The following is a 19,109-nucleotide window of genomic DNA, read 5'->3' on the forward strand; positions in this document are numbered from 1 at the left end:
GCCGGGACTGGACTCGGCACTGAATCGGCTCCGGGAGCGCACGGCGAGAAAGGGTACGACACCGGCGGGCATCACCCGTGTGCCCCGCGACCAGCCGCTGGAACTGTCGTTCGCCCAGCAGCGGCTGTGGTTCCTCGACCGGCTCATGCCGGACAGCGCCTTCTACAACTTCGGCACGGCGGTGCGCGTCCGCGGCCCGCTGGACGCCGGCCTGCTGGCCCGGGCGCTGAGCGCCGTCGTGGCCCGCCACGAGACCCTGCGCACCGTCTTCGCCGACCAGGAGGGCGTCCCCGGTGCCGTCGTCCTGCCGCCGCGGCCGGTGCCCGTACCCGTGACCGACGCCGCCGACGAGGCCGACGCCGAGCGGCTGGCCGGCGAGGAGGCCGCGCGCCCCTTCGACCTCACCAAGGGCCCCCTGCTGCGCGCCCGCCTGCTCCGGCTCGCCGCCGACGACCACGTCCTGCTGCTGACGGTCCACCACATCGCCACCGACGGCTGGTCGCACGGCCTGCTGTGGACCGAACTGACCACGGCCTACGCGGCCCTGGCCGAGGGCCGCCGGCCCGCCCTGCCCGAACTGCCCGTGCAGTACGCCGACTTCGCCACCTGGCAGCGCCGTACGCTCTCGCCCGCCGTACTGGAACAGCGGCTGGCCTTCTGGCGTGACCGCCTGGCCGGGCTGCCCCCACTGGAACTGCCGCTCGACCGGCCCCGCCCCGCGGTGGCCTCCGCCGAGGGCGGCGTCGTCACATGGAGGCTGCCGGCCGACGCCGTCGCCGCCGCCCGGACCGTGGCCGCACGGCAGGGCGCGACCCTGCACATGACCCTGCTGGCCGCGTTCAGCGCGGTCCTCGGCCGGCACGCGCGCACCGAGGACGTCGCCGTCGCCCAGCCGGTCGCCGGCCGGCCCGTGGCCGAGGTCGAGCCGCTGATCGGGTTCTTCGTCAACACCGTCGTCACCCGCACCGACCTCGGCGGCGATCCCACCTTCGCGGAGCTGGTCGAGCGTGTCCGCGCCGCCTCGGTGGACGAGCTGGCGCACCAGGACGTGCCGTTCGAGTACCTGGTGGAGCGGCTGGTCCCGGAGCGCGATCTGTCCCGCAACCCGCTGGCCCAGGTCGTCTTCCAGTACGTGCCCCGGCCCGCCGCCCGCCCGGCCCCCTTCCCCGGGACCACCGCCGAACCCTTCGCAGGCGACCGCGCGTTCACCCGTATGGACCTCGAGGTCTACCTCGGCGAGGACACCGACGGCAGCGTCGGCGGACTGATCAACTACAGCCGCGCCCTGTTCGACCGGGAGACCGTCGAGCGGCTGGCCCGCCACCTGACCGCGCTGCTGCGCGCCGCGTGCGCCGAGCCGGACACGCCGCTGTCCCGGCTGCCGATGACCGACACCGGCGAGGACGCCGCGCTTCAGAAGGCCGCGCGGGGCACCGACGTGCCGCTCCCCGAGGCCTCGCTGCCCGAACTCTTCGCCGCACAGGCCGCCCGCACCCCGGACGCCGTCGCCGTGGCCGACGGCGCCGAGCACCTCACCTACGCCCGGCTGGACCGCGCGGCCAACCGGCTCGCCCACGTCCTGGCCGGTCACGGCGTCGGCCCCGAGCGCGTCGTCGCGCTGGCGGCCGAACGCTCCGCGCACCTGGTCGTCGCCGTGCTCGCGGTGCTCAAGGCGGGCGGTGCCTACCTGCCGCTCGACGTCCGCAACCCAGCCGCCCGGACCCGCGCCGTCCTCGCCGACACCGGCGCCGCGCTCCTGCTCACCGACGGCGGCCCCGCCCCCGCCGGCACCGAGCACCTGCCCGCCGTGGACCTGCGCGACGTCCCGGACACCGTCCCCGACACCGCCCCGCCGGTCACCGTCCGCCCCGACGGCCTGGCGTACGTGATGTCCACCTCCGGTTCCACCGGCACCCCCAAGGCCGTCGCCACCACCCATCGCGCCGTGGCCGGCCTCGCCCTCCACCGGCGCTGGTCGGGCGGCGCCCACGACCGGGTCCTGCTGCACTCCCCGCAGGCGTTCGACGCCTCCACCTACGAACTGTGGTCCCCGCTGCTGTCCGGCCGCCGCGTCGTCGTCGCCCCGCCCGGCGCCCTCGGCCCGCGCGCCCTCGCCGGCGTCGTCGCCGAACAGGGCGTCACCGCGCTGTGGCTGACCTCCGGCCTGTTCGACCTCGTGGCCGAGGAGGACGTCACCTGCCTGGCCGGCGTCCGCGAACTCGTCGTCGGCGGCGACACCGTGTCCCCCGCGACCGTGGCCCGCGTCCGCGCGGCCCACCCGGAGCTGACGGTCGTCAACGGCTACGGCCCCACCGAGACCACCACCTTCGCCACCCTGCACCCCATCGCGCCGGCCGACCCGGCCCCCGGCGGCCGGGTGCCCATCGGCAGCCCCCTGGACAACACCCGCGCCTACGTCCTCGACGACCGGCTGCGGCCCGTCCCGTTCGGCGTGCCCGGCGAGCTGTACGTCGGCGGCCCGCGCCTCGCCCGCGGCTACGCGGGCCGGCCGGCGGCCACCGCCGAACGCTTCCTGCCCGACCCGTTCGGACCGGCGGGCAGCCGCATGTACCGCACCGGCGACGTGGTGCGCCGTCACCCCGACGGCGTCCTGGAGTTCCTCGGCCGGGCCGACGACCAGGCCAAGCTGCGCGGCCTGCGGGTGGAGCCCGGCGAGGTCGAGGCCGTGCTGGCCGCCCACCCCGCCGTCGCCCGCGCCGCCGTCGTGGTGCGCGGCGACGGCCCGGCCGGCAAGCGGCTCGTCGCCCACGTCGTCCCGCGCGCCGGCCACACCACCGACACCGCGGCCCTGCGCGCCCACGCGGCGGCCGCCCTGCCCGACTACCTGGTGCCCTCGGCGTTCGTCCTCGCCGACGCGCTGCCGCTGACCACCACCGGCAAGGTCGACCGCGCCGCGCTGCCCGCCCCGGCACAGACCGCGGACGCCGGCACGGCCACGCCCCGCACCGACGCCGAGCGCGCCCTGTGCCGCATCTTCGCCGAACTGCTCGACGTCGACGCCGTCGGCGCCGAGGACGACTTCTTCGCCCGCGGCGGACACTCACTGCTCGCCACCCGTCTCGTCGCCCGTGCCACCCGCGTCCTCGGCACCGAGATACCGCTGCGCGAGGTGTTCGAGCACCGCACCCCGCGGACCCTGGCCGCCGTCGTCACCGGCACCGCGAGCCCCGCCGACCCGGCGCCGCCTCTGGAGCCGGCCGACCGCGGCCGGCCGCTGCCGCTGTCCTACGCCCAGCAGCGCATGTGGTTCCTGGACCAGCTCACCCCCGGCAGCGCCTCATACACCTCCGGCGGCGCCCTCCGGGTGCGCGGCCCGCTGGAGGAGGAGCGGCTCGCCGGCGCCCTGACCGCGGTCGTCGCCCGCCACGAGACCCTGCGCACCACCTTCACCGTCGCGGACGGCATGCCGGCCGCGGTCGTCGGCGCCGCCGCGCCCGTCGCCCTGCGGGTGATCGACGTACCGGACGCCGACGCGGCACGCGCCGCGGCCTCCGCCGAGCTGTCCATCGGGTTCGATCTGGCCGCCGGTCCGCTGCTGCGCGCCACGCTGCTCCGGCTCGCCCCCGACGACCACGTGCTCGTCGTCGCCGTCCACCACATCGCGACCGACGGCTGGTCCCAGGCCCTGCTGTGGGCCGAGGTCGCCGCCGCCTACGACGGCACCACCCTGCCCGAACTGCCCGTGCAGTACGGCGACTTCGCCGTCTGGCAGCGGTCCTGGCTGTCCGGCGACGTACTGGAGCGCCGGGCCGGCTACTGGACCGACCGGCTGGCGGGCCTCGCTCCGCTGGAACTGCCGCTGGACAAGGCCCGCCCCGCCGTCGCCACCGGCCGCGCCGGAACCCTGTTCTGGGAGCTGCCCGCCGAGGTGATCCGGGACGCCAGGGCCGTCGCCGCCCGCGAGGGCGCCACGCTCTACATGGTGCTCCTCGCCGCGTTCACCCTCGTCCTGTCCCGGTACGCCCGCACCGAGGACGTCGCCGTGGGCTCGCCGATGGCCGGCCGGACCCGCGCCGAGACCGAGGCGCTCATCGGCTTCTTCGTCAACGTCGTCGCCGTCCGCACCGACCTGTCCGGCGACCCGACCTTCCACGAACTCCTCGGCCGGGTACGAAAGTCCGTCGTCGGCGCCGTCGAGCACCAGGACGTGCCGTTCGAGCACCTGGTGGAACGGCTGCGCCCCGAGCGCGACCTATCCCGCAACCCGCTGGTGCAGGTGGCGTTCCAGCTGCTGACCGACGCGCCGCGGCGGCCCTGGTGGCAGGGCGCCCAGGCCGAGCCGTTCGACATCGACCACGCGTACACCCGGATGGACCTCGAGGTGCACGCCATCGAGTCCGGCGACGAGGTCCGCGCGACCGTCCTGTACGCGGCCGACCTGTTCGACGCCGACACCGTCCGCCAGCTGATGCACCATGTGTCGGTCGTGCTCGGCGAGGTCCTCGCCGACCCCGACCGGCAGGTGTCCGCGGTGACCATGCTCGACGCCACCGACCGGCACCGCACCTTGATCGCCTGGAACGACACGGCCGTCGCGCTGCCCGACGGCTCCGTGCCCCGGCTCTACGCCGAGCAGGCCGCCCGCACCCCCGGCGCCGTCGCGCTCGTCTGCGGCGACGAACGGGTCACCTACGCGGAACTGGACCGGCGCGCCAACCGCTTCGCCCACCTGCTGCTCGCCCACGGCGTCGGTGCCGACGAGCCGGTCGGCGTGGCCACCGGACGCTCCACCGGCATGGTCGCCGCCGTCCTGGGCGTGCTCAAGGCGGGCGCCGCCTATGTGCCGCTCGACCCGCGCAACCCTCCGGGCCGCACCGAGCGCATCATCGCCACCTCCGGGCTGCGTGTCGTGATCGCCGACCGCCCGGTGCCCGGCACCGACGGGCTGACCGTGCTCGACGTGACCGACCCGGGGCCCGGCCCCGACACCGACCCCGGCCTCGACCCGCACCCCGACACCACGGCGTACGTCATCTACACCTCCGGCTCCAGCGGCGAACCCAAGGGTGTGGCCGTCACCCACCGCAACGTCGTCGTGCTGGCCGCCGACCGCCGCTGGAGCAACGGCAACCACGAACGGGTGCTGCTGCACTACCCGCTGGCCACCGACATCTCGACCTACGAACTGTGGCCGTTCCTGCTGGCCGGCAAGCAGATCGTCGTCGCCGCCGACGAGCATGTCGAACCGCACACCTTCGACCGGCTCATCCGCGAGCACGGCGTCACCGCCATGTGCCTGCCCGCGCCCCTGTTCAGCCTGCTCGCCGAGGAGTGCATGGACTGCTTCGGCGGGCTGCGCGAGGTCCTCACCGGCGGCGAGGCCGTGTCCGGCGAGACCGTCGCCCAGGTGATGGCCGCCCACCCGCACCTCACCGTGGTCGACGCCTACGGCCCGACCGAGGCGACCGCGTTCACCACCCTGTTTCCGATGGAACCCGGCTTCCGGCTCGCCGGCTCCCGGGTCCCCATCGGCGCGCCGATCGACAACACCCGGGTGTACGTCCTCGACGACGCCCTGCGCCCCGCGCCGCTCGGCGTGAGCGGCGAACTCGTCGTCGCCGGGCCTCGCGTGGCCCGCGGCTACCTGGGCCGGCCCGACCTGACCGCCGAGAAGTTCGTGCCCGACCCGTGGGGCGGGCCCGGCGAGCGGATGTACCGCACCGGCGACGTCGTACGGTGGCTTCCCGGCGGCGCGCTGGAGTTCCTCGGCCGCGCCGACGTCCAGGTCAAGATCCGCGGCTTCCGGGTGGAGCCCGGCGAGGTCGAGGCCGCGCTGCTGCGCCACCCGGCGGTCTCCCAGGTCACCGTCGCCGTCCGCGAGGACGCCCCGGGCGACAAGCGCCTGGTCGCCTACGTGGTGCTGGAGCCGGACGTGGACGAGGGCGTGCTGCCCGCGCTGCGCGCCCACGCCGCGGGCGCCGTACCCGACTACATGGTGCCGTCGGCGTTCGTGGCGCTCGACGCGTTCCCGCTGTCCACCACCGGCAAGATCGACCGCCGGGCCCTGCCCGCCCCCGACACCCGCTCGGTCGCCGAGAGCGGATACGTCCCGCCCGCCACCGAGGCGGAGCGGGTGCTGTGCGGCATCTTCGCCGAGGTGCTGGACGTCCACCCGGTGGGCGCCGACGACGACTTCTTCGCCCTCGGCGGACACTCGCTGCTGGCCACCCGGGCCATCGCCCGGATCCGCGCCCGCTTCGGGCCCGACGTGCCGCTCCAGGCGGTCTTCGAACGGCGCACCCCGCGCCGGCTCGCCGAGACCCTCGGCGCGCCCGTCGCCGTCACGGACGTGATCCGGCCGGCCCGCCGCGACGGCGCGCTGCCGCTGTCGTCCTCCCAGCGGCGCCTGTGGTTCCTGGACCGGCTCACCCCGGACAGCGGCTTCTGGAACGTGGCGATGGGCGTACGCGCCCGCGGCCCGCTCGACGTCCACGCCCTCGGCCGCGCCCTGTCCCTGGTGGTCGCCCGCCACGAGGTGCTGCGCACGGTCTTCGCCGCCGACGGCGGCGAGCCGGTGGCCCGCGTCCGGCCCGCGGCCCCGCTCCGGCTCCCGGTCACGGACGTCGCCGACGAGACCGAGGTGCGCGCCCTGGCCGAGGCGGACGCAGCGCTCCCCTTCGACCTGGCCGAAGGGCCGCTGCTGCGCGCCCGCGTGCTGCGGCTCGCGCCCGAGGACCACGCGCTGCTGATCACCGCCCACCACGCGGTCACCGACGGCTGGTCGCACGCCGTCTTCTGGGGCGAGCTGGCCGAGGCCTACCGCGCCGAGCTGGCCGGACAGGACGCCGACCTGCCCGAACTGCCCGTCCAGTACGGTGACTTCGCCGTCTGGCAGCAAGGTCGGCTCACCGGCGCCGAGCTGGAGCGGGACCTTGCCTACTGGCGGGCCCGGCTCGCCGGCCTGCGCCCCCTGGAGCTGCCGCTGGACCGGCCCCGGCCCGCGGTCGCCGGGGCGGCGGGCGCCTCCCAGCCGTGGGAGCTGCCCGAGGACCTGGTCCGGGCCGCTCGCGCGTTCGGCGACACCGAGAGCGCCACCCTCTACATGACGCTGCTGACCGCGTTCACCGTCGTCCTGGCGCGGTTCGCCGGCACCGAGGACGTCGCCGTCGGCACCCCGGTGGCGGGCCGTACCCGCCCCGAGGTGGAGCGGCTGATCGGCTTCTTCGTCAACATGCTGGTGCTGCGCACCGACACCTCCGGCGACCCGAGCTTCCGCGAACTGCTGGGCAGGGTGCGGGAGACCGTGGTGGGCGCCATGGACCACCAGGACCTGCCCTTCGAGCACCTGGTGGAGACGCTGGCCCCCGAGCGGGACCTGTCCCGCAACCCACTGGTCCAGGTCGTCTTCCAGCTCATGCGGGCGCCCGGGGACAAGGGCGACCGGCTGGGCACCGCCCGGCTGGAACCGCTGCTGGAGGAGCACGCCTTCACCCGCGTCGACCTCGAGGTGCACCTCACCGAGGACGGTGACCGGGTGCGCGGCACCGTGCTGCACGCCACCGCGCTGTTCGAGGCGGAGACGGTCCGCCGGATGCTGCACCACCTCACCGTCCTGCTGCGCGCCGCCCTCGCCGACCCGGACGCCCCGCTGTCCGCGCTGTCCCTCCTGGACGACACCGACCGGCACCGGCTGCTGGAGCAGTGGAACGACACGGCCCTGCCGTACCGGGACGCCTCGCTCGCCGAGCTGTTCGCCGAGCAGGTCGCCCGCACCCCCGACGCCCGCGCCGTGGAGTGCGAGGACGACGCCCTCACCTACGCCGAACTGGACCAGGAGGCCGAGCGGATCGCCGCCGGACTGCGGGGCCTGGGCGTACGGCCGGACGACGTCGTCGGGCTGTGCCTGGAACGCGGCACCGCACAGATGGCCGGTCTGATCGGCATCCTCAAGGCCGGCGCGGCCTATGTGCCGATCGACCCCAGCCACCCCCGGGACCGGATCCGGCTCATCATGGACGACGCCCGGATGACCGTCGCCGTCACCGACCGCGCCGGCGTCGGCGTCTTCACCGAGGGCACCGCCCTCGTCCTCGTGGACGCCCCGCCCCAGGAGACACTCCCGGCACAGGCGAGTGAGCGGCCGGGTCCGGACTCGCTCGCGTACGTCGTCTACACCTCCGGCTCCACCGGCGTACCCAAGGGCATCGCCATGCCCGCCCGGTGCGTGGTGAACATGCTGGCCTGGCAGAAGAAGGCGGTACCCGGCGGGCCCGGCACGCGCACCGCCCAGTTCACTGCCCTCACCTTCGACGTGCATGTGCAGGAGGTGCTCTCCGCGCTCCTGTACGGCGAGACGCTGGTCATCCCCACCGAGGAGACCCGCCGGGACCCGGCCCGCTTCGCCCGCTGGCTGGACGAGCGGGCCGTCGAGCAGATCTTCGTGCCCAACCTGATGATCCGGGCCCTCGCCGAGGAGGCCAACGCCGGCCGGGCCCGGCTCACCTCGCTGCGGCACATCTCGCAGGCGGGCGAGCCGCTCACGCTCGACGGCGTGCTGCGCGAGTTCTGCGCCGCCCGGCCCGGCCTGCGGCTGCACAACCACTACGGCTCCACCGAGATCCAGGTCGTCACCGCCTGCACCCTGCCCGGTGACGTCACCGACTGGCCGCCGACCGCCCACCTGGGCACACCCGTCGACAACTCCCGCGCCTACGTCCTGGACGACCGGCTGCGGCCCGTTCCCGTGGGCGTCGCGGGCGAACTGTGCTTCGCCGGCCCCGGACTCGCCCGCGGCTACGTCGGCAAGCCGGAACTGACCGCGCAGAAGTTCGTGCCCGACCCGTTCGGCCCGCCGGGCTCGCGTCTCTACCGCACCGGCGACCTGGGCCGCTGGCGGCCCGACGGCAGCCTGGAGTACCTGGGCCGGCTCGACCACCAGGTCAAGATCCGCGGCTTCCGCATCGAACTCGGCGAGGTCGAAGCCGTCCTGCTGCGCCACCCCGAGGTGACCCGCGCCGTCGTCGTCGCCCGCGAGGACACCCCCGGCGTCAAGCGGCTCGTCGGCTACCTCGTGCCCGTCCCCGGCACCGACGGCGCGCTGCCCGCCCGGCTGCGCGCCCACCTCGCCGACCACGTACCGGACTACATGGTGCCCTCGACGCTCGTCCCGCTGGACGCGTTCCCGCTGACCACCACCGGCAAGATCGACCGGGCCGCGCTGCCCGCCCCCGATCTGCGCACCACGCTCGACACCGGCTTCGCCGCGCCCCGCACCGCCGAGGAGAAGTCGCTGTGCGAGGTGTTCGCCGAGGTGCTGGAGACCGGGCGGGTCGGCATCGACGACGACTTCTTCGCACTGGGCGGACACTCGCTGGTCGCGGCCCGCACGGTCGCCCGGATCCGTGAGGTGCTGGACGCCGAGGTGTCCCTGCGCGAGCTGTTCCAGCACCGCACCCCGCGCGCCCTCGCCGAGGTCGTCGCCGCTTCGCCCCGCGCCGCCGTACCGCCCCTGGTGCGGGTGTCCCGGCAGGAGCCCCTGTCACTGTCGCTGGGCCAGTTGCGGCTGTGGCGGCTGCACGAGGCCGACCCCGACAACCCCGTCTGGACGATCCCGCTGGCCGTACGGATCACCGGCGACCTCGACGCGGGGCTGCTCGGCCGCGCCCTGACCGAGGTCGTCCGCCGGCACGAGGCGCTGCGCACGGTGTTCGTGCCGGGCGAGGAGCCCGCGTCGGTGGTCCTGCCCGCCGCGGACATCGTGCTGGAGCCGGTCGACGTACCCGACGAGAGCGCCGCCCGCGCCCTGGCCGACGAGGCCGCGGCCCGGCCGTTCGACCTCGTCGGCGGACCCGTGCTGCGGCCCGCCCTGCTGCGGATCGCCCCGGACGACCACGTCCTGCTGCTGACGGTGCATCACATCGCCACCGATGGCTGGTCCCAGGGCGTGCTCTGGTCGGAACTGTCCAGCGCCTACGCCGCCTTGCGTGACGGCCGTCGGGTGGACCTGCCCGAACTGCCCGTCCAGTACGGCGACTTCGCCGTCTGGCAGCGCTCCTGGCTCACCGGCGCCGCGCTGGAGGACCAGCTCGACCACTGGCGCCGCCGGCTTGAGGGTTTGCGGCCCCTCGCCCTGCCCGGCGTCCCGGCCGACGCGGCCCGGGACGACACCGGCGTGCTGACCGAATGGCGGCTGCCCGCCGACCTCGTCGACGCCGCCCGACGGGTCGGCGCCGAGCACGACGCCACCCTCTACATGACCCTGCTGGCCGCCTTCACGGTCACGCTCGCCCGCTGGGCCGGCACGGACGACCTCGCCGTGGGCTCCCCGGTGGCGGGCCGCACCCGTGCCGAGGTCGAGGGACTGATCGGCTTCTTCGCCAACTTCGTGCCCCTGCGCGTCGACCTCTCCGGGGACCCGTCCTTCGCCGGCCTGATGGCCCGCGTCCGGGACACCGCCGTCGACGCCTACGCCCACCAGGCACTGCCCTGGGAACGCGTCGTCGAAGGCCTCGGCCTGGACCCCGAACAGCCGTTGGTCGACGTCGTGTTCCAGCTCGTCAACGTCGAACTGGGCGAACTCGGCCTGCCCGGCGCCCGCGTCGAGCAGTACACCGGCGAACACACCTACGCGCGCTGGCACCTCGAGGTCCACCTGGTCGAGGACCCCGACGGCGGCCTCACCGGCCACGTCGTCCACCGCGCCGCCGCACTCGACAGCGGCACCGTGGGCCGCCTGCTGGCCGACACCACCGCGACCCTGCAGGCCGCACTCGCCGACCCCGGCCTGCCCGTCTCCGCACTGCACGCACCGGACCCGCTGGAGGGGACCACCCATGACTGAGCCCGCTCTGACGCACCGGCTCGCCGGTCTGCCCGAGCCCGAGCGCCGGCGCGTCGTCCTGGACCTGGTGCTCACGCAGGTCGCGGAGGTCCTCGACCTCGGCACCGCCGCCGACGTACCGCCGGACCGGGCGATCCGCGAACTGGGCCTGCGCTCGCTGACCGCCGTCCAACTGCTGCTCCGGCTCAGCCGGATCACCGGCGTGAAGCTGCCCACAACGGCCGTCTACGACCACCCCACCGCCCGCGCCCTCGCGGACGTCCTGGTCGACGCGGCCTCCGGCCGGCACGTCCTCGTCGCCGACGACGACGAGCCGGTACGGCGCGCCGACGACGACCCGGTCGCGGTCGTCGGCATGGCCTGCCGCTACCCGGGCGGCGTCACCAGCCCCGACGACCTGTGGCGGCTGCTGCTGGAGGAACGCGACGTCATCACCCCGTTCCCCACCGACCGCGGCTGGGACCTCGCCGCCCTCGCCGACCCGGACAGCCCCTCGGCCAGCCGCGCCCGGCACGGCGGATTCCTCGACGACGTCGCCGGGTTCGACGCCGCCTTCTTCGGCATCAGCCCGCGCGAGGCCCAGCTGATGGACCCGCAGCAGCGGCTGCTGCTGGAGACCAGCTGGGAGGCGCTGGAGCGCGCCGGCGTCGCCCCCGGATCCTGGCGGGGCGGCCGCGTCGGCGTCTTCGTCGGCGCCAACGCGCAGTCCTACTCCTCGCTGCTCGCGGGCATCCCCGAGGGCGGCGACGGACACGCCCTCACCGGCCGCCTGGCCAGCGTCGTCGCCGGCCGCATCTCCTACGTCCTGGGCCTGGAGGGCCCCGCCTTCACGGTGGACACCGCCTGCTCCTCCTCCCTGGTCGCCCTGCACCTCGCGGCGCGCGCGCTGCGCTCCGGCGAGAGCACCCTCGCGCTCGCCGGCGGCGTGACCGTCATGCCGACCCCCGAGCTGTTCACCGACTTCACCAAGCAGGGCGGCCTGTCCGAGGACGGCCGCTGCCGCTCCTACGCCAAGGCCGCCGACGGGCTCGGCTGGTCCGAGGGCGCCGGCATGCTCCTGCTGGAGCGGCTCTCCGACGCCCGCCGCAACGGCCACCCGGTGCTCGCCCTGCTGCCCGGCACCGCCATCAACCAGGACGGCGCCTCCAACGGCCTCACCGCGCCCAGCGGCGCCGCCCAGCAGCGCGTCGTACGGCAGGCCCTGGCCGACGCCGGCCTCGCCCCCGCCGACGTGGACGCCGTCGAGGGCCACGGCACCGGCACCACCCTCGGCGACCCCATCGAGGCCCAGGCCCTGCTCGCCTCCTACGGCCAGGACCGCGAACAGCCGCTGTGGCTCGGCTCTTTGAAGTCCAACCTCGGCCACACCCAGTCAGCCGCCGGCGTCGGCGGAGTGATCAAGACGGTGCTCGCGCTCCAGCACGGACTGCTCCCGAAGACCCTGCACGTCGACGAGCCCACCCCGCACGTCGACTGGGTCTCCGGAGACATACGGCTGCTGACCGAGCGCCGCCCCTGGCCCCGCGGCGAGCGCCCGCGCCGGGCCGGCGTGTCCTCGTTCGGCGTCAGCGGCACCAACGCCCACGTCATCGTGGCGGAGGCACCCGTCGCCGAGGAGGATGCGACGGTCCGGCCGGCCGACCCGGTCCCCGTGCCCTGGCAGCTGTCCGCCCGCAACGAGGCCGCCCTGCGCGAACAAGCCGTCCGGCTGCGCGAGTTCGTCACCGCCGACCCGGAACTGCACCCCGCCGACGTCGGGTTCACCCTGGCGACCCGCCGCACCGCATTCGAGCACCGCGCCGCCGTCGTCGGCCACGACCGCGCCGGACTCCTGGCCGGCCTGGACGTGCTCGCCGCCGGCGGCGCCGACCCGGCCGTGGTCCGCGGCACCGCCGGAGCCGACGGCAGCGTCGTCTTCGTCTTCGCCGGCCAAGGCGGCCAGTGGACCGGCATGGGCGTCGAACTCCTCGACAAGAGCCCGGTGTTCGCGGCGCGCATGGCCGAGTGCGAACGCGCCCTCGCCCCCTACCTGGACTGGTCGGTCGTGGACGTGCTGCGCGGCGCCGAGGGCGCCCCGCCGCTCGGCCGCGTCGACGTCATACAGCCGGTGCTGTTCGCGCTGATGGTGTCGCTGGCCGCGCTGTGGCGCGCGCACGGCGTCGTGCCGTCGGCCGTGGTCGGCCACTCCCAGGGCGAGATCGCCGCGGCCTGCGTGGCCGGCGCCCTCACCCTGGGCGACGCGGCGAAGATCGTCGCGCTGCGCGCCAAGGCCGTCGCCGACCTCCCCGGCCGCTGCGGCATGGGCTTCGTCGCCGCCCCCGCCGCCGACGTCGAGAAGATGCTGGAGCGCTGGCCCGGCCGGCTCGGCATCGCCGCCGCCAACAGCCCCCGCTCGCTGGTCGTCGCCGGCGACCGCGAGGCCCTGGAGGAACTCCTCGACCTCTGCGACGACGAGGGACTGCGGGCCGGCCGCGTCGCCGCCGACTACGCTTCCCACTCCCCGCAGGTGGAGGCCGTACGCCGGCGGCTGCTCGCCGACCTCAAGGGCGTCAGGCCCCGGGACGGCGAAGTGCCCCTGTACTCCACCGTCACCGCGGACTGGATCGACGGCCACGAACTGAACGCCCGCTACTGGTACCGCAACCTGCGCGAGCCGGTGCGCTTCCAGGACGCGATCAGCGGTCTGCTCGCCGCCGGCCACCACGGCTTCGTGGAGATCAGCCCGCACCCCGTGCTGACGGTCGCCATGCAGCAGACTGCCGAGGCCGAGGGCACCGAGCTGCGCGTGGCCGCCACCCTGCGCCGCGACGAGAGCGACCTGCTGCGCTTCACCACCGCGCTGGCCGAGGCCGCCGCCCACGGCGTGCCCGTCGACTGGCGGCCCCTGTTCGACACCGTCGGCGCCCGCCCCGTCGAACTGCCCACCTACCCCTTCCAGCGCGAGCGCTACTGGCTCGCCCCGGGTGCCGCCGGCGCGGGCGACCTCACCGCCGTCGGCCTCAGCTCCGGCGGGCATCCGCTGCTCGGCGCCGAGGCCGAACTCCCCCACAACGGCGGCCTGCTCCTCACCGGCCGAATCAGCCCCGAAACGCTGCCCTGGGTGACCGAGCACACCGTGCTGGGCGCCGCCCTGCTGCCCGGCACCGCCGTCCTGGAGCTCGTGGCCCATGCCGGCCACCGGCTCGGCTGCGCCCAGGTCGAGGAACTCACCCTCGCCGCGCCGATCGGCTTGCCCGCCGACGGCCTGACCCTGCGCGTCACCGTGCGCGGGGCCGACGAGACCGGACGCCGTACGGTCGCCGTCCACACGCACTCCGGCGACGGCTGGACCCGGCATGCCACCGGCGTCCTGGCACCGCGGCCCGCGCCTTCCGAGTCCGTCGCCGGCGCATGGCCGCCGGCCGGCGCGGAGCCCGTCCCGCTGGAGGACGTGTACGACCGGTTCGCCGCCCGCGGATACGGCTACGGGCCCGCCTTCCGCGGCCTGCGCGCCCTGTGGCGCCGGGACACCGAGATCTACGCCGAGGTCGAACTCCCCGACACCGTCGACACCACCGGTCACCTCGTGCACCCGGCGCTGCTCGACGCCGTCACCCAGGCCGTGCCCGCCGCCGAGCCCGCGGACGCCCCCCTGCTGCTGCCGTTCTCCTGGACCGGCGTCACCGTGCACCCCGCCCCGGCCCGTCTCCTGCGGGTGCGCGCCGTCCGGGAGAGCGCCGGCACGCTGCGCCTGACCGCGACCGACCGCGAGGGCCGCCCCGCCCTGGAGCTGGCCGCGCTGCGGCTGCGCCCGGCGTCGACGGGACAGCTGCGCGCCGTCGCCGCCGCCGGCACCCGCGACGCGCTGTTCCGCGTGGCCTGGCAGACCCCCGGGACCGAGACACCGGCCGCCGCCCGCTGCGCCGTCCTCGGCACCGGACCGGCAGGCCTCACCGCGCCCCTGAGCAGCACCCTCACCGGCATCGACGCCGGCGCCGTGGACCTCGTCCTCGCGCCCGTCAGCACCGAAGCCGACGTGGTCGCCGCGACCCACCGGGCCACTGCCCAGGTGCTGGAGCTGCTGCGGGAGTGGCTCGCCGACGAGCGGTTCGCCCACGCCCGGCTCGCCGTCGTCACCCGCCACGCCGTCGCCGCCCGCCCCGGCGAGGTACCCGACCCGGCCGCCGCCGCGGTGTGGGGCCTGGTGCGCTCCGCGCAGACCGAGCACCCCGACCGGTTCCTGCTGGTCGACACCGACGGCACCCCCGCCTCGCTGGACGCCGTGCCGTCCGTCGGCGACGAGCCGCAGACCGCGCTCCGCGACGGCGAACGCCTCGTCGCCCGGCTCACCCGGGCCACCGAGACCGCGCTGTGCCCGCCCGCCGGCGCCGACGCCTGGCGCGTCGACGCGGTACGGCCCGGCAGCATGGACGGCATCGACGCCGTCGCCGCCCTCGACGCCACCGCCCCCCTGGCCCCCGGCGAGGTCCGCATCGCCGTCCGCGCGGCGGGCCTGAACTTCCGTGACGTGCTGTGCGCGCTCGACATGTACCCCGACGACGTCGACGCGATCGGCTCCGAGGCCGCGGGCACCGTGGTCGAGGTCGCCCCGGACGTCACCGGCCTCGCCGTCGGCGACCGCGTCCTCGGCATGGTGCCGGGCGGTTTCGGCCCGCTCGCGGTGGTGGATCGGCGGCTCGTGGTGCCCGTCCCCGCCGGCTGGTCCTGGGTCCGCGCCGCGGCCCTGCCGTCCGCCTTCGCCACCGCGCGCTACGCCCTCGCCGACCTCGCCCGGGTCCGGCCGGGGGAGCGGGTGCTGGTGCACGCGGCGGCCGGCGGTGTCGGCATGGCCGCCGTGCAGCTGGCCCGGCTGCTCGGTGCCGAGGTGTTCGCCACGGCGAGCCCCGGCAAGCACGCGGTGCTGCGCGAACTGGGCCTGGACGAGGCGCACACGGCCTCCTCGCGGGACACCGACTTCGCCCGCCGCTTCCCGGAGGTGGACGTCGTACTGAACTCGCTCGCCGGTGAGTTCGTCGACGCATCCCTCCGACTGCTGCGGCGCGGCGGCCGGTTCGTGGAACTCGGCAAGACCGACCGCCGAGACCCGGCCGATCTGGCCGGCGTCGAGTACCTCCCGTTCGACCTGTTGCTGGACGCCGGACCCGACCGGATCCAGAGCCTGCTGACCGAGGTCGTCGCCCACGCCGAGGCCGGCGAGATCACCGGCCTGCCCACCCGCACCTGGCCGCTCACCGACGCGCGCTCCGCGTTCCGGTTCATGGCCCAGGCCCGGCACACCGGAAAGATCGTGCTCACCGTCGCCCCCTACGCCGACGGCACCGTCCTGATCACCGGCGCGGGCGTGCTGGGCGGCATGCTCGCCCGGCACCTGGTGGCCGAACACGGCGCCCGCGACCTGGTCCTCGCCAGCCGCCGCGGCGCCGACGCCCCCGGCAGCGCCGACCTGGTCGCCGAACTCGGCGCGGCCGGCGCCACCGTCCGCTTCGAGACCTGCGACGTCACCGACCCGGCCGCGCTCGACGCCCTGCTCGACCAGCTCGCGAAGGCCCCGCTGACCGCGGTCGTGCACACCGCCGGCGCCCTGGACGACGGCGTGCTGAGCGAACTCACCGCCGACCGGCTGCCCGACGTGCTGCGCCCCAAGGCCGACGCCGCCTGGCACCTGCACGAACGCACCGCGGGCCAGGGCCTGTCCGCGTTCGTGCTGTTCTCCTCCGCGGCGGCCACCCTCGGCACCCCCGCGCAGGCCAACTACGCCGCCGCCAACGCTTTCCTCGACGCGCTCGCCGAACGGCGCCGCGCCGCCGGCCTGCCCGGCACCGCCGCGGCCTGGGGCCTGTGGGCCGACGCCACCGGCCTCACCCGGCACCTGGACGCCACCGACGTCGCCCGCGCCGGCCGGAACCGCATCGTGCCCATGGCCGCCGCCGAGGGACTGGCCCTGTTCGACGCGGCCACCCGCACCGGCGACGCGGTGACCGTCACCGCCCGCCTGAACCTCGCCACCCCGGCCGCCGCGCACACCCCGCCGCTGCTGCACGGCCTGCTCGCCGCCCCGGCCGCCGCCCGCCCGGCGTCCGACGCGGCGGCCCTGGTGGCGCGGATCACCGCGCTGCCCGTGCCGGAGCGCGCCCCCGCCCTGCTCGACGTCGTCCGCGGCCAGGCAGCCGACGTCCTCGGACACCGCGGAACCGACGCGGTCACGCCCGACCGCGGCTTCAAAGAGCTGGGGTTCGACTCGCTGACCGCCGTCGAACTGCGCAACCGCCTGGGCGTTGCCACCGGCCTGCGGCTGCCCACCACCCTCGTGTTCGACCACCCCAACCCGGCCGCGCTCGCCGACCACCTGCTCGCCGCGCTGCTGCCGACCGAGTCCGACGAGGCGGCCGCCGACCGGATCATCGCCGAACTCGCCCGGGTGGAGACCGCCCTCGGCGGACTGCCGGCCGACGGCACCGACCGGGCCCGCGTCGCCGCGCACCTGCGGGAGCTGGCGGCCCGCTGGGGCACGCAGGAGACCGGCGACGCACCCGAGCGGGCCGCACTGGACGGCGTCACCGCCGACGAACTCTTCGACCTGATCGACCGGGGCATCTCGTGACCCGCGCCGAACGAACCGCACGGGGGTGCACCGATGGCTGACGAGACCAAACTGCTCGACTACCTCAAGCAGGTCACGGGCGATCTGCAGGTCGCCCGGCGCCGGCTGCGCGAGGCCGAGGCCCGCGACCGCGAGCCGATCGCCGTCGTGGGCATGGCCTGCCGCTACCCCGGCGGCGTGGCCTCCCCCGAGGACCTGTGGCGGCTGGTGACCGCCGGGACCGACGCGGTCTCGGCGTTCCCCACCGACCGCGGCTGGGACATGGCCTCGGTCTACGACCCGGACCCCGACCGGCCCGGCACCTCCTACGCCCGTGAGGGCGGATTCCTCGAGACGGCCGGGGACTTCGACGCCGGTTTCTTCGGCATCAGCCCGCGCGAGGCCCTCGCCATGGATCCGCAGCAGCGGCTGGTCCTGGAGACCTCCTGGGAGGCCCTGGAGCGGGCCGGCATCGACCCGGCCGGCCTGCGCGGCAGCGCCACCGGCGTGTTCGTCGGCTTCAGCAGCGAGGACTACTCCGACATCACCGGCCCGGTGGCCACCGAACTGGAGGGGTACGTCGTCACCGGCACCTCGCCCAGCGTGCTCTCCGGCCGGGTCTCCTACACCCTCGGCCTGGAGGGCCCCGCCCTCTCCGTCGACACCGCCTGCTCCTCCTCCCTGGTCGCCCTGCACCTCGCCGTCCGCTCCCTGCGCGCCGGCGAGTGCACGCTGGCGCTCACCGGCGGAGCCACCGTCCTGTCCACGCCCGCCGTGTTCACCGAGTACAGCCGGCAGCGGGCCCTCGCGGCCGACGGCCGCTGCAAGGCGTTCGCCGCGGCCGCGGACGGGTTCGGCTTCGCCGAGGGCGCGGGCATGCTCGTCCTGGAACGGCTCTCGGACGCCCGCCGCAACGGCCACCCCGTGCTGGCCGTCGTACGCGGCACCGCCATCAACCAGGACGGGGCCAGCAGCGGGCTCACCGCACCCAACGGACTCGCCCAGCAACGCGTGATCCGCCAGGCGCTGGCCGACGCCCTGCTGGCCGCAGGCCAGGTCGACGCCGTCGAGGCGCACGGTACGGGCACCCGGCTGGGCGACCCGATCGAGGCGCGGGCGCTGCTCGCCACCTACGGCCAGGAGCGCGAACAGCCGCTGTGGCTGGGCTCGGTGAAGTCCAACATCGGGCACACCCAGGCCGCCGCCGGTGTGGCCGGTGTCATCAAGATGGTGCAGGCCATGCGGCACGGCGTGCTCCCGCGCACGCTGCACGTGGACGGGCCGTCCCCGCACGTCGACTGGACCGCTGGCGCCGTGGAACTGCTCACCGAGCAGCGCCCGTGGCCGCGGACCGAACAGCCCCGCCGCGCGGGCGTGTCGTCCTTCGGCGTGTCCGGCACCAACGCTCACGTCATCCTCGAACAGGCAACCCCGCGGCCCGAACCCGCCGCGGAATCCACGGACCGCACCCTGCCGCTCGTCCCGTGGACGCTGTCGTCCCGCACGGCGGCCGGCCTGAGTGCCCAGGCTGCACGCCTCCTCGCGCACCCGCCCGCGCTCGATGCCGGCCCTTACGACGTGGCCCTCGCGCTCACCAGCACCCGCACGGCCTTCGAGCACCGCGCCGTCGTCCTGGGCGGCGACCGCGACGCGCTGCTGGCCGGCCTGGCCGCCGTCGCGGAGGGCGCCGAGGCGGCCGACGTGATCCGCGGGCGAGCCGTGGGCGAC

Annotated in this window: 2 protein-coding genes and 1 pseudogene; all 3 read left to right on the forward strand. The window is 75.8% G+C overall.

Annotation, left to right across the window (positions count from 1 at the left end; all coding sequences use genetic code 11):
- The first annotated feature begins 79 nt into the window (after nucleotides 1-79).
- Nucleotides 80-10,801: a non-ribosomal peptide synthetase gene (locus KWI83_RS24190; protein ID WP_218516485.1), complete on the forward strand. Its 10,722-nt coding sequence runs from the start codon at nucleotides 80-82 to the stop codon at nucleotides 10,799-10,801.
- 7 nt (nucleotides 10,802-10,808) lie between these two features.
- A pseudogene (locus KWI83_RS24195) lies at nucleotides 10,809-17,402 on the forward strand (SDR family NAD(P)-dependent oxidoreductase); the annotation flags it as partial.
- A 51-nt stretch (nucleotides 17,403-17,453) separates the two neighbouring features.
- A partial coding sequence (locus KWI83_RS24200) for a type I polyketide synthase (RefSeq protein ID WP_374106364.1) occupies nucleotides 17,454-19,109 on the forward strand: 1,656 nt, incomplete at its 3' end.

The sequence above is a fragment of the Streptomyces sp. TRM70350 genome (assembly GCF_019219825.1).
In the GTDB taxonomy this organism is placed as follows: domain Bacteria; phylum Actinomycetota; class Actinomycetes; order Streptomycetales; family Streptomycetaceae; genus Streptomyces.